We start from the raw sequence: 12,838 nt of genomic DNA on the forward strand, positions 1-12,838 counted from the left end.
ATAATTTTGTGCTATAATCACCCTATGTACAGAAAAAGGAGTTGTTATGAATGTGACTCAGTATACATTTCAATCACCTTATCCTAGCCAGGTTCAGGTTGGTAGACCTGATCCCAGCTCGACGCAGGAAAGTAGTTCTTCAGACAATGGTTCAGAGCTTATAAAAAGTACGAACAGTTCGCTCTCGGATGCTAAAAATTTTCAGACCACGCAAAAGCAGGAAGTTAAACCGACGGTGAATTCCGGAAATGTTTTAGATACATATGCCTAAGCCCACACTTTACTTTCTCAGATCTTCTGAGCAAAAAATCACAACTGGCATGCTCCGATATTCGATGCGCCTTGACCAGTTGAACAAATCCCTGTCCGATTTCCCTGCACTGAGTATTTATGAAAGATTCTATGGTCTGTCCAGCAAAGATTTAGGTCTTTATGCATTAGTAGACAACAAGATAGCCGGGGCTGTGTGGATACGTCTTTTAAAGCCCGAAGACGGCGCTATGGCTTATGTAGATGCAAATACACCTGTGATGAATATAGCCGTTGTTCCGGAGTTTAGAGAAAAAGGCATAGCTTCTGCGATGCTTGAGCAGTTTTTACAAGAGGCGGGTTCGGTTTTTGAGCAGATAAGTGTGAGTCTTCTAGAGGATTCTCACGCCGTAAAACTTTTTGAGAAATTCGGTTTTACAAAAGTGCCGGCATCTGAAGGTAAAAGTCCGCTTGATGCTAAAGATGTCTTCACGATGCTAAAAAAACTCCAAAAAAAAGAGGTACTCAGACCGACAGACGGATACGATCCGAGAAGGTGGATGGACTAAACGGAGGAATATTTTTTGCTCGTATTTATACAAATATGAGTAAAAGGTATAACTATGGAAACTTCAGCGTCTTATCAAAGTTACATCTCCTCGATGCAGAACTATCAGACTACACAAGGTCGTAAAAATTATCAAGAACCGTTTGCAAATAAGTTTGAAGAGATTTACAATCAAGCTCAAGATGCAGATATAAACCTCAAAAATGCAAAAGATTTTTTGCAAAACCTCTCATCTGCAGAACTTCATACGCTACAAAAGTATTCTGGTCTTGCCCAAGCAATTGATGTAGATGTAATCAGTGCGGAAGGTGCTTATAACCTTTTAATGCATGACAACGAACAGTACGATTTTAACAATGACGGCATCGCTGAAGTCGGGATTTCTAAACATATGTTGCCAATTCCTACAACCATGCCGGTTGATGTCAGAGATGCTTATATAAAAGCTATGAATTCTCTCGATGATAAAGACAAACTGATGTCTATGATGCTGACATTTGATATGGGACATTTACAATCACAACTTGAAGGAACACCTTACAAACCAAAAACAGTTGATTATGACTATCTAAGTTCCAGAGTCGATAGCATCTTAAACCCTAAGCCTCCGGCATTTACATCTGAAAAAACAAAAGAAAGCATTCGTGCTTTTTGGGAAGCTTTTGAAGCTTCATATACGGGCGATAAAACAAAAACTCAAGAGACTCAAGAAGATAGTGCCGTAGCAAAGTTCTTAAATGATTTGACCACAAAAGGTGCGGCAAAATTTTTGGCTGACTTTAACATGGAAAAAATTCAGGCAAAGATAGATGAGTTTAGAAAAAAACTTGAAGAACAGATGGGTGATTCTCCTCAGGCAGTCCAAGAGATAGAAAAAATGATAGAAGACTATACAAAACAGTTGCTAGAAGAGCTACAAGAGAGCTTAGACAGTGGCAAAGAGGAAAAACCTGGAACAGCAGATGCTATCATAAAATCTATTTTAAAAATGAAAGTAGACAATCCTGCAAAACCATTAGAAGAGCTTCTCTCTTCTTAATGTTTTAGATGTCTAAATCATCAAAAAACTCATCAGCAGTTAGTGGTTTGTTATTTTCATCTTCGATGGGTTTTTGCTGCAGGCTCAACTCTTGATATGCAAGATACATATTTAGAGCCTCATTGACCATAACTGTCTTATCTTTGTTTATCTCTTTTGATAAGACATCTAACTCCTCCAAGATTTCTATCGGTATCTCAAATGTTACAGATTTTACTTTTTTATCCATTTTTCGCTCTTTTTATTTTATTTCTTTTACACATCTAAGATAGTATTTATCTTCAATGTTTCTTCTAAAAAAACTTCCTGTTTGAAAGCTGATTGTGTATGCATCACTTGTACCGCCGGTGGCAAAGAGTCTGCTTGTCCAGTGAGTATCGGGAGCAATGTGCTTGAAAGATTTGTCAATTGTAGGATTGTACTTTTTTGTATCTACGATAGTGAAGAGTTTTTTCATGTTCGGCAGTTCCCAGCCTTTTACGCCATCAATATCCAAAGATTTACAATAAGAAGTCGCATCTTTAAAGCTTCTTTTTACAGAAGCGACCTCTTTCGTATCTTCCCATAAGAAGTTTGTCTTTGTATCCAGAATAATATTTGGAGATTTTTGGACATAATCTGCATTTGCACAGAACATAAGCGAGCTAAAAAGAAGTATGTTTAGTATTTTCATAACAATCCTTTGATTTTTATCAATGATTGTAGTACAAAATTATTAGTATAAGCTAAATAAATCGGTATCTTCTTATAATTCATGTATAATTTCAAAAACAAATCAAAGGCTTCCATCATGGCAAAGCATCCAACTCTTTTAGAACAATTCCGCTCTTTTTACTTTCAAAACAACCCAAAAGATATGGAACAGGCTATAAAATACTTTTGTGTATTTGGCGGTATGAGTTGGAGCGTTGACATGGACAAACCGCTCGAAGAGCTGATAGAGAAGAAGATTTTAAACAACTACAGATATATTCACGCCGACATAACAAAGATTACAGAGAGCGACAGACACTCTCACCTGCTTTTAAGCGGAATCGCTATGGGAGACCGTAGAACTCACTCTGCTCTAAAAAAAGCGCGCATCTCAAGGTCTGACGGTGAATACGCTTTGGAAAATCTTTATGAAAGAGGTATGCTCGAAGCTGAATACTCACTGGAATCTCCGCCTAACTCAGAAGACAACATAGATGAAAAACTAAACTTCACAACACCGTTTATGCGTTTTTGGTTCTCGTTTGTATCTCCATATTTTAAAGGCATCAGAGACGGTGACTATAAAGAAAGCAAAGAAAGCTTTGCCAATCGCCAACAAGAATTTTCTGAGCTTATCTTTTTAAAACTCGCTCAGGAAGTTATGAAAAAAGCTTTTAAAGAAGACCCTATTACCGAAATTGGAAGTTACTGGGACAGAAATACCGAGATAGATATCTTGGCAAAAACAAAGTCAGGCAAGATTGTTGCTGGCATCTGTAAAAACTCTAACTCCAAAGCAAAAAAAACTGAACTCACAAAACTAAAAGAGCAGTGTGACAAGGCAGAACTAACTGCCGACGTAAACGTTATCATCTCTAAAAGCGGTTTTTCAAACGAACTCAAAAACCTAAAAGGTGCAGAGCTTAGACTATTTGCTCTTAAAAATTTCAGAAGCCTCGTAGAAGACCTGAGTGAGCGAGATTTTATAGAATGCAGTGGGAAGAAATATTAGACACATGAAAAAAAAAGTTGCTTATCAGGGAGTAAAAGGCGCCTACTCTCACTTGGCTTGTTATCATCAATATCCGGAGTATGAAGCTATCGCATGTAAATCATTTGATGATACTATGTATCTTGTAGAAGAAGATGAAGCTGACATTGCTATGATTCCTATGGAAAATTCAACAGCAGGAAGAGTCGAAGAGATTTACAGACTCATTCCAAAGATGAAGCTCTACATTATAGATGAGCATTTTGAACCTGTAAACCACTGCCTGCTTGCCCTTCCAGGCTCGAAAATAGAAAATATAAAAAGCGTATCCTCACATCCGCAGGCTTTGGCTCAATGTAAAGGTAACATAGAGAAGTATCATTTAGAAGCCGTAGCCAAGTTTGACACAGCAGGTTCGGCAGAAGAGCTCATAAAGATGCAAGACAAAACTCACTCTGCCATAGCTTCAAGCCTTGCTGCAGAGATTTACGACTTGGAGATTTTGCAAGAAGAGTTTCAAGACTTAAAGAACAACACCACCCGTTTTCTTATTCTCTCTAAAGAGCACATCATCCCCGCATTTGACGAGGCTCAAAACTACATCACTTCCATCATCTTTGAAGTGAGAAACATACCTGCAGCTCTTTACAAAGTTCTAGGCGGTTTTGCGACTAACGGTGTAAATATCATAAAGATAGAGAGTTACTCCGGTAGCGGAACTCTTACGCTTTCTCAGTTTCACATCGACATAGACGGTCATCCGGATGAGACAAATGTAAAACTTGCACTTGAAGAGCTGGCGTACTTTGCAAACAGTGTAAAGATGCTGGGTACTTACATACCTCACTCTATGAGAGAGAGTTTACGAGCATAATTTACCCTTCACGCATCAAGATTGGTAACAAAAATTTTGGGTACACTTACTTAAAGTGAAACTAAAATGACAGAAGAAAAATTTATACACGATAGTAAAACAGTCTTAAAATTCATACAATGCTACTGCGACAACGAGCATTTTAAAATCAAAAAAAGTAAAGACTGCATCAATCTAAACTACAACGATAAAGACCTAAACGAAAAGATAGAGTACGAGCTGTGTGAAAAGTGCGAAGAGACTCTTAACTACTCATACGTAAAACTTCAAGAATGCCCGCACGACGAAAAACCAAGCTGCAGAAAATGTCCAAGACCGTGTTATGACAAAAGAGAATGGAAACTTTTAGCAAAGATTATGAGATACAGCGGTTTAAGATTTGGCATCCTCAAAATCAGAAAAAAACTCTTTGGTCGTTTTGAGAAGAGTGCTTAAGATAAAAACCAACTAATTAAACAGTATAATTCCCTAAAAAAGAATCATAAACTATGCAAAACTTAATAACCCTGCTAACACAAAAAACAAACCTAAAAAAAGAACATATCCAGAACATTTTAAAACTTCTTGATGAAGGTTCTACTATTCCTTTTATCGCTCGTTATCGTAAAGAGATGACTGGTGGTGCTGATGATGAAGTTCTTCGTGAGTTTGAGACTATCTACATTAGTTCTAAAAATCTTTTGGAGCGTAAAGAAGAAGTATCCCGTCTTATCGGCGAGAGAGCTACTTTGACAGAGACAATAAAACAGAGCATTGCAGATGCACAGACTATGAGAGCTTTAGAGGATATTTACAGACCTTATAAAGAAAAAAAGAGTTCTCGTGCTACAACTGCCATGGAAAATGGTCTGACACCTTTAGCAAACACTCTGCAAAGTGCAAAATTTTCTGCATCTGAGTTCAATCAAGAAGCGAAGAAGTTTGTAAAAGGAAATGTAGCATCTGTAGAAGATGCCATAAAAGGTGCTCAGGATATTTTGGCTGAGAGATATGCGGACCTGCCTCGTGAGCGTGAAGCCATCCGTAACACAATGCTGCGCTATGGAGAGTTGGAGACTAAAAAGACAAAACATTTTGATGAAAACGGGACTTTTAAAAACTTTGCAGGAAAGTCTGAAAAAATTGCGTATATCCCCTCGCATCGCTATCTTGCCATTATGCGCGGAGTAAAAGAAAAAGAACTCTCAGTTAAAATCACTATCGACACACAGCGCATAGAAGAAAACATAAAACAGTACAAGATTCCTCGTCATGCATCCAGCTCTAGTGAGTTTTTATTTGAAGCGTACAAAGACGGACTGAAAAGACTTTTGCTTCCATCTCTTGAGAGAGAAGTTCACTCTGAGTTAAAAGAAAAAGCAGATGCATCTGCCATCAACGTTTTTGGCAAAAACCTAAACCAGCTTCTTATGACTCCGCCTGTTACAAAGATGATTATTTTAGGAGTAGACCCTGCATATGTTAGCGGGTGTAAACTAGCTGTTATAGACGACAACTCCAACTTCTTGGAATCCGCAGTAATCTACCCTACACAGCCAAAGAACGACTATGAAGGCTCTCGTAAAAAAGTGCTAACACTAACAAACAAATATAACATTACTGGTGTAGCCATAGGCAACGGAACAGGCTCGCGTGAGACACAAGAGTTCTTTGCAAGACTTAACCGTGAAGAAGGTACAAACCTCAACTACACGGTAGTATCTGAAGCAGGTGCATCTGTCTACTCTGCATCTAAGCTCGCACAAGATGAGTATCCTGATCTGGATGTGACTATTCGCGGTGCCATATCCATAGCTCAGAGACTGCGTGATCCGATGGCAACATTGGTAAAGATAGATGCAAAGTCTCTTGGCATCGGTCAGTATCAACACGATGTAGACCAAAAGCTTTTAGCGAAAAGACTAGACGATGTAACTTGTGACCTTGTAAACCATGTAGGCGTAGACATCAACTCTGCATCTGCTTCTCTGCTCTCACATGTTGCAGGCATCGGTGCTAAAATTGCCCAAAACATCATCTCTCACAGAAAAGAAAACGGTAACTTTACTACAAAAGAGCAACTTCTAAAAGTAAAAGGTCTAGGCAAAAAAGCTTACGAGCAGGCAGCCGGATTTATCCGCATAAAAAACGGTAAAAATATCTTTGACAACTCCGGCATCCACCCTGAGAGTTACACCGTAGCAAAACAGCTAAACGGTTTAGACCTCAGCAAGGTAGATGCAGATGCAAAAGCAAAAGAGCTTGGAGTAGGCTGTGAGACTCTAAAAGACATTATCAAAGAGCTTCAAAAACCTGGATTTGACCCAAGGGAGGATTTACCTAAAGTTCCTTTTAAAGAAGACGTAACGGATATTAAGATGCTTAAAGAAGGCAGTTTTGTATCGGGTGTAGTTCGTAACATTGCAGACTTTGGCGCGTTTGTGGATATCGGGCTGAAAAATGACGGGATGATACACATCTCAAAGATGAGTGAAAAACGCATCTCCCATCCTTTGGAAGTTCTTTCACTCAACCAGTTTTTACCGCAGATTGAAGTAATTTCCGTAGACAAAGAAAAAGGAAAAGTCTCTCTTAGTTTAGTAAACTCCTGAAAATCTTGATATCAACTATAATTTTTTCTTTTGGTTTGTGTTAGAATTACAAAAATGATTTAGGATTTATATGCAAAGAAGAGATTTTTTTAAACTATCGCTTGCAGCTTCTGCCGTTGCACTTACATCATCTGCATCTGCGAGCTCTACAATAGAGCCTATAGATTCTCAGGAAATCTCAAAAGTCTCGTTTCCGGAGAAAAGACCGCTAATCACTTACTCGGATAGACCTCCTATCTTAGAGACTCCCATAGAAGTCTTTACAAAACCCATAACTCCAAATGATGAGTTTTTTGTCAGATGGCACATGCCCAACATCCCTACTCATGTAAGCATAGACACATATAGAATCAAAGTCGGCGGTGCGGTAAAGAATCCTCTTTATATCTCTTTAGCCGAGCTAAAAAATGACTTTGAGCAAGTAGAACTAACCGCCGTTATGCAATGCGGCGGAAACTCCCGTTCAGCATTTGTGCCTACAACAAGCGGCATCCAGTGGGGCAACGGGGCAATGGGCTGTGCAACGTGGAAAGGTGTCAGACTAAAAGACATTCTAAAAAAAGCCGACTTGGAAAAAGATGCCAAATGGATAGGACTCAACGGTGATGACAAAGCGGCTTTTCATAAAACCGAAAACTTTATGAGAGAACTTGAGATTCACGAGATAAGAGATGATGTTATTATCGCTTATGAGATGAACGGTGAAGATTTACCGCATCTAAACGGTTACCCTGTTCGCCTTGTTATTCCAGGATGGTTTTCAGACAGCTGGGTCAAAATGCTAAGTAATATCACTGTTATGAAAGAGTATAAAAAGCTTTACTACATGGACACGGCTTACCGCATTCCAGACAATGAGTGTGAGTGTGAGACACCTGACAACCTATATGAAAAGACTAAGCCGATTACGACTATGAATATCAAGTCTGTTATAGGCTATCCTACCACTAACACCAAAATCAATGTAAACACAAACGTTATAGCTAAAGGTGTCGCTTTTGACAGCGGTCACGGTATAAAAGAAGTTCTAATCTCTGTTGATGGCGGAAAGAACTGGTCTGCTGCCGAGCTTGGAAAAGAGATATCTCCACATGCTTTTAGGAGTTTCAAGTTTGCTTTTATGCCTAAGGACAAAGGCAGACTAACACTAATGGCAAAAGCGGTGAACAATCTCGGTGAAGAACAGCCTTTTGCACAACAGATACAATGGAACCACGGCGGATACAAATATAACGGCATTGATAGTGTTACTATCACTGTGGTTTAAGGAGTTATAATGCGCATATTACTGTTTATTACTCTACTTTTAACATCTACTCTATCGGCTGAGTACACACAAAAAGTAAAGATGCCAAGCATCACATTTAAAATGGCTGAAGATGATAACTTCAAAGCGATGCAGAGAAACTGTCAATGGTGCCACTCTTACGGCTACATCCTAAATCAGGGAAAACAATCTAAAGAGTTTTGGAACAAATCCGTTGTCAAGATGAGAGAGGTTTACAAAGCCCCTATCTCTGTAAAAGATGAGATAACAATTACAAATTACTTATTTAAACACTATGGAAACGGCAAACTTCAATAATGATTCAACTGACAAACATCTACAAAAGCTTCGCATCACAGGAGCTTTTCTCAAACCTCAACTTCAAACTAAACCCGGGGAACCGTGTCGGACTAGTTGGTCGAAACGGCAGTGGAAAATCTACTCTTTTTAAACTTATACTCGGCGAAGAGTCTCCCGACAGCGGTGAGATTGTCATCCCAAAAGGCTACAAGATAGGTGCACTGAAACAGCATCTTACATTTAGTGAATCAACTCTCAGAGAAGAAGCCGCACTTGCTCTTGAAGAAGAGATGAAGTACGATGTGTACAGAGTCGAGAAGATTCTTTTTGGTCTTGGTTTTACCCAAGAGGACTTGGATAAAGACCCTCTCTCATTCTCCGGCGGTTATCAAATCCGCATCAACCTCGCAAAACTTTTGGTGACTGAACCGAACCTGCTTCTTTTGGATGAGCCTACTAACTATCTGGATATCGTATCTCTTAGATGGTTAAAGAGCTTTCTTCGTTCATTTGAAGGCGAAGTTATTCTCATCACTCACAACAGAGACTTTATGGACAGTGTCACAACACATACAATGGGGCTTGTCCGTAAAAAAATAGAGATAATTCCAGGTGATACCCACAAGTTTTATGAGCAGTTAAAAGCAAATGAAGAGCTTCACGCAAAACAAAAAATCTCTCAAGACAAAAAAGTAAAAGAACTTGAAGAGTTCATCGCCAAAAATAAGGCACGTGCATCTACGGCGGCTCTTGCCCAGTCAAAAGTAAAACAGCTTGAGAAAATGGAACTGCTTGAAGATTTAGACTTTGATTCGAACTTAGAGTTTAACTTCAATTACAAAGAGACACCTGCAAAAGTTTTGCTTGATGTTAAAGATTTGAAGTTTGGTTATACACCTGATAATATTCTCTTTGACAAGATATCGTTTACGTTGGAAAAAGGCGAGTGTCTTGGGATTATCGGTAAAAACGGTAAAGGTAAATCTACTCTTTTAAATACCATTGCCGGTGAGTTGAAACAATTAAGCGGTGAAGTAGCTTTTCACACTTCAACCTCTTTTGCTCATTTTGGTCAGACAAACATAGCCCACTTAAGTGATAAAAACACGGTTATGGATGAGATATATGTAGGAAATCCGGGTCTTAGCGAGGCTAGTGTAAGAAGCATCTGCGGAGGTATGATGTTTAGCGGAGATGCTGCGAAGAAAAAGATATCTCTACTTTCCGGTGGAGAAAAAAGCCGTGTGATGCTCGGACAGATCATAGCGCGAAATGTAAACCTCCTTTTTCTCGATGAGCCTACCAATCACCTGGATATGGACAGCATAGAAGCACTGACTGTTGCCATACAAAACTTTAAAGGCTCGGTAATCATCGTAACCCACTCAGAAGAACTTCTTCGCAGAGTCTGTGATAGACTTATCATCTTTGCAAAAGACGGTGCTGAGTATTTTGACGGCGGTTATGATGAGTTCTTGGAGAAAATCGGTTGGGAAAATGAGGAAGAAGTTGAGAAAGTAAAGACTGCTCCAAAGGGCAATCAAAAAGAGAACAAAAAACTTAAAGCCGAGATGGTTAGAGAAAGAAATAAGATAACTTCACCTCTAAAGAAGAAAGTTGAGAAAATAGAAAGCAAGATAATGGAACTGGAAGAACTTTTAGAGGTTCATCATAAAGAGCTTATAGAGGTCTCAAACTCCGGAGACAGTGCTACTTTGATAGAACTCTCAAAGCTTGTCTCTGATGAAGAAGCATCCGTAGAAAAGCTTTTTGAAGAGCTTGATATTGCACATACCGAACTAGATGCTATTAATGAAGAGTATGAACAAAAGATGGCTGAGTTAGATAACTAAGCCGCTTTCTTTTTGGGAAGTTTGTAGTAAGCTGCACACCAACCGTTAGGATTGATAGTCCCCTCTACCATTCTGCATTCGTTCTTATCTGCAATAAAATGCATACAATCACGACATACTTTACCGTCTTTTGGAGTATCTTGATACTTGTACTTTGCCTTCGTGCCTTTAGCGTACAAATCAACTGAACTAAATGTAGCTAAACCCAATACGGCCATATATCTTAAGAAAACTCTTCTTGATAAATCATTCATAATAATCTCCTAAATAGAAATTTACATAAAACCAATATCCTATATTGTAAAACAACTTTATTAATATAAATTAACTAAAATCAATTAACACCACTCTTCAAGCTTGCCTTTAATGTCCATGTGCGTAAGATAGAGCCTCAAGTCAAACTCTATTTGGTGATATGAAGGCTGCATATATTCACATAGTTTGTAAAAAGCTTTGTTATGTTCTTTCTCTTTAAAGTGGGAGAGTTCATGTACCACTATCATCTCCAAGAACTCCTCGGGAACACTTTTAAACATAGATGCAACACGTATCTCGTTTTTAGCTTTTAACTTTCCTCCCTGCACTCTTGAGACAAAGTGATGAGTTCCAAGAGCATTATGGATTACATTTATTTTTCCGTCATAAACGACTTTACTAAGCGGAGCAGCTTTTTTAAGGTGTTCGTTCTTTAAGTCATTTACATAGGCAAAAAGTGTTTTGTCACTCTTCTTGTCATGTCCAAACGGGTATTTTTTTAAGAGATGCGTAGAGAGCTTGTCTGCTTTTATAAGTTGATGAACCTGCTCTTTTACCGTAGCAGGGTAGTTATTTAGATACTTTAGTTCTTTCATTTAGTTATAAAACCCAGACAGAAAACTTCTTACCTTTTATCTTGCCATTTTTTAGCTGCTTATGTGCCTCATCGATAAGTTTAGCCTCTATTGCAACATAACTTTGACGCTCATAAATATCTATCTTACCGATTGAATTGCCTTGAAGTCCCGCATCTCCTGTAAGAGCTCCAAGTATATCTCCCGCACGGACTTTATCTTTTTTCCCGCCTTCTATTACAAGCGTTATATACCGGGGTTTCATCTCAAAACCGTTTACAGCTTTAAGCTCACCTGCACTCTCAAAAAGTCTGGTGCCGTTTTTGTATTCATAAGCTTTGTCTGCTTCATAAGTGCTAAAAAGAGTAAATGCCAAACCGTCAGAACCTGCACGACCCGTTCGCCCTATTCGATGCGTGTAGGTCTCTTCACCGTGAGGAAGGTCATAGTTTATAACCATAGACATCTCTTTTATGTCAAGTCCCCTAGCTGCGACATCTGTAGCTATAAGAACAGGACAGCTTTTGTTTGCAAACTGAACCAAGACATCGTTTCTCTCATACTGTTCTAAATCACCGTGAATAGCCAGTGCATCTATTTTTTTCTTTTGCAGGTTCTCTGCCAACTCTTTTGCATCTATCTTTGTATTTGTAAAGATGATCACGTTTTCAGGCTTGAAATTACTTAAGATATTTACTATGGTATCGAGTTTTTGGTGTTCGTTTACTTCGTAAAATCTCTCGGTTATGTTGTTTGCGACTTCAGTGGAGATAGTCTTTACATTGACAGCTTCGTGCTGAATAGACTTACTGATATCAATTATCTCGTCCGTATATGTAGCTGAGAAAAGGAGTGTCTGCTTTCTTTTTTTAGTGTATGACAAGACCTCGTTTATCTCTTCGCTAAATCCCATATCGAGCATTCTGTCCGCTTCATCAAGAACCAGAATCTCCAAGTCTTCCAAAGAGAGCGTCTCTTTTTTTAGATGCTTTAAAATACGCCCGGGTGTCCCGACTATAATATGCGCACCATGACGAAGAGAACCCAGCTGTGGACCAAAAGCAGCGCCTCCACAGAGAGTAAGGATTTTAACATTGTGCGTGCCTCTTGCAAGAAGACGAAGTTCTTTTGCTACTTGATCTGAAAGCTCACGTGTAGGACAAAGTACAAGAGACTGAACTCTGAACTTTTTTACCTGCAGTTTACTAAGCAGCCCTATTCCAAAAGCGGCAGTTTTACCGCTTCCAGTTTTTGCCTGAGCGATTACATCTTTTCCTTCAAGTATATGCACAAGAGATTCTGCCTGAATAGGAGTCATCTGTGTGTAACCCATTGTATCAAGGTTAAGAAGCATCTCTTTTGAAAGTGCTAATGTAGAAAATTTCATTAATATATCTCTTTCACACGACCGACTTCACCGCTCATTAGACGCACTTTGATGCCATGAGGATGAGACGGGGATTTGGTAAGTATATCACGGACTATGCCGTCTGTAAGAAGTCCGGTATCTTGGTCTTGTTTAAGCACAATTGCCACGCTTTTGCCATGTTTGATGTTTTTTCTTTGAGTGCCGTCCATAAGCG

16 protein-coding genes are annotated in these 12,838 nt (G+C 39.0%); 10 read left to right on the plus strand and 6 right to left on the minus strand.

The window, feature by feature from the left end:
* Positions 1–46: 46 nt before the first annotated feature.
* Genes ABYK18_RS08485 through ABYK18_RS08495 form a run of 3 tightly spaced genes read left to right on the plus strand, consistent with a single transcriptional unit; the run spans position 47 to position 1,856 of the window.
* The gene (locus ABYK18_RS08485) at positions 47–271 is read left to right on the plus strand and encodes a hypothetical protein (protein ID WP_373036235.1); all 225 of its coding nucleotides are present in this window, start codon (positions 47–49) and stop codon (positions 269–271) included.
* Complete coding sequence (locus ABYK18_RS08490) at positions 264–818, plus strand: GNAT family N-acetyltransferase (protein ID WP_373036236.1); 555 nt, start codon at positions 264–266, stop codon at positions 816–818. Before ABYK18_RS08485 ends, ABYK18_RS08490 begins: the two co-directional genes overlap by 8 nt.
* 54 nt (positions 819–872) lie before the next feature.
* On the plus strand, positions 873–1,856 hold the full coding sequence (locus tag ABYK18_RS08495) for a hypothetical protein (RefSeq protein ID WP_373036237.1): 984 nt from the start codon (positions 873–875) through the stop codon (positions 1,854–1,856).
* A 4-nt stretch (positions 1,857–1,860) separates the two neighbouring features.
* On the opposite strand, the gene ABYK18_RS08500 is transcribed toward ABYK18_RS08495, so the two are convergent.
* Positions 1,861–2,085 carry a ribbon-helix-helix domain-containing protein gene (locus ABYK18_RS08500; RefSeq protein WP_373036238.1) on the minus strand — a complete coding sequence of 75 codons (225 nt, stop codon included), beginning with the start codon at positions 2,083–2,085 and terminating at the stop codon, positions 1,861–1,863.
* 12 nt (positions 2,086–2,097) lie between these two features.
* A complete protein-coding gene (locus tag ABYK18_RS08505; RefSeq protein ID WP_373036239.1) occupies positions 2,098–2,529 on the minus strand; it encodes a DUF1566 domain-containing protein in 432 nt (143 codons plus the stop codon).
* 117 nt (positions 2,530–2,646) lie between these two features.
* Between ABYK18_RS08505 and ABYK18_RS08510 the strand changes: the two genes are divergently transcribed.
* The 7 genes from ABYK18_RS08510 (at position 2,647) to ABYK18_RS08540 (ending at position 10,425) form a co-directional block, all read left to right on the plus strand.
* Positions 2,647–3,561, plus strand: a complete 915-nt coding sequence (locus tag ABYK18_RS08510) for a DUF234 domain-containing protein (RefSeq protein WP_373036240.1) — start codon at positions 2,647–2,649, stop codon at positions 3,559–3,561.
* Between the two features lie 4 nt (positions 3,562–3,565).
* Positions 3,566–4,414: a prephenate dehydratase gene (locus tag ABYK18_RS08515; protein ID WP_373036241.1), complete on the plus strand. Its 849-nt coding sequence runs from the start codon at positions 3,566–3,568 to the stop codon at positions 4,412–4,414.
* Between the two features lie 66 nt (positions 4,415–4,480).
* A complete protein-coding gene (locus ABYK18_RS08520; RefSeq protein ID WP_373036242.1) occupies positions 4,481–4,849 on the plus strand; it encodes a nitrous oxide-stimulated promoter family protein in 369 nt (122 codons plus the stop codon).
* Between the two features lie 53 nt (positions 4,850–4,902).
* Positions 4,903–7,005 (plus strand): helix-hairpin-helix domain-containing protein, encoded by a 2,103-nt coding sequence (locus ABYK18_RS08525; RefSeq protein WP_373036243.1) that lies wholly within the window; start codon positions 4,903–4,905, stop codon positions 7,003–7,005.
* 70 nt (positions 7,006–7,075) lie between these two features.
* Positions 7,076–8,272, plus strand: a complete 1,197-nt coding sequence (locus tag ABYK18_RS08530) for a molybdopterin-dependent oxidoreductase (RefSeq protein WP_373036244.1) — start codon at positions 7,076–7,078, stop codon at positions 8,270–8,272.
* Between the two features lie 9 nt (positions 8,273–8,281).
* Complete coding sequence (locus tag ABYK18_RS08535) at positions 8,282–8,590, plus strand: sulfite:cytochrome C oxidoreductase subunit B (protein ID WP_373036245.1); 309 nt, start codon at positions 8,282–8,284, stop codon at positions 8,588–8,590.
* Positions 8,590–10,425, plus strand: coding sequence for an ABC-F family ATP-binding cassette domain-containing protein (locus ABYK18_RS08540; RefSeq protein ID WP_373036246.1), 1,836 nt, complete (start codon positions 8,590–8,592; stop codon positions 10,423–10,425). The genes ABYK18_RS08535 and ABYK18_RS08540 overlap by 1 nt, the downstream gene beginning before the upstream one ends.
* Here the strand turns inward: ABYK18_RS08540 and ABYK18_RS08545 are convergent.
* The 4 genes from ABYK18_RS08545 to ABYK18_RS08560 all read right to left on the minus strand — a co-directional run bounded on the left by ABYK18_RS08545 (position 10,422) and on the right by ABYK18_RS08560 (position 12,833).
* The gene (locus tag ABYK18_RS08545; RefSeq protein WP_373036247.1) at positions 10,422–10,679 is read right to left on the minus strand and encodes a high-potential iron-sulfur protein; all 258 of its coding nucleotides are present in this window, start codon (positions 10,677–10,679) and stop codon (positions 10,422–10,424) included. The two genes, ABYK18_RS08540 and ABYK18_RS08545, sit on opposite strands and share 4 nt — an antisense overlap.
* Positions 10,680–10,763: 84 nt before the next feature.
* Complete coding sequence (locus ABYK18_RS08550; protein ID WP_373036248.1) at positions 10,764–11,276, minus strand: YgjP-like metallopeptidase domain-containing protein; 513 nt, start codon at positions 11,274–11,276, stop codon at positions 10,764–10,766.
* A gap of 4 nt (positions 11,277–11,280) precedes the next feature.
* Positions 11,281–12,642, minus strand: a complete 1,362-nt coding sequence (gene dbpA / locus ABYK18_RS08555; RefSeq protein ID WP_373036249.1) for an ATP-dependent RNA helicase DbpA — start codon at positions 12,640–12,642, stop codon at positions 11,281–11,283.
* Positions 12,642–12,833 (minus strand): YwbE family protein, encoded by a 192-nt coding sequence (locus ABYK18_RS08560; protein ID WP_373036250.1) that lies wholly within the window; start codon positions 12,831–12,833, stop codon positions 12,642–12,644. The genes dbpA and ABYK18_RS08560 overlap by 1 nt, the downstream gene beginning before the upstream one ends.
* Positions 12,834–12,838 lie beyond the last annotated feature (5 nt).

It is taken from the genome of Sulfurimonas sp. (assembly GCF_041563495.1).
GTDB lineage: Bacteria > Campylobacterota > Campylobacteria > Campylobacterales > Sulfurimonadaceae > Sulfurimonas.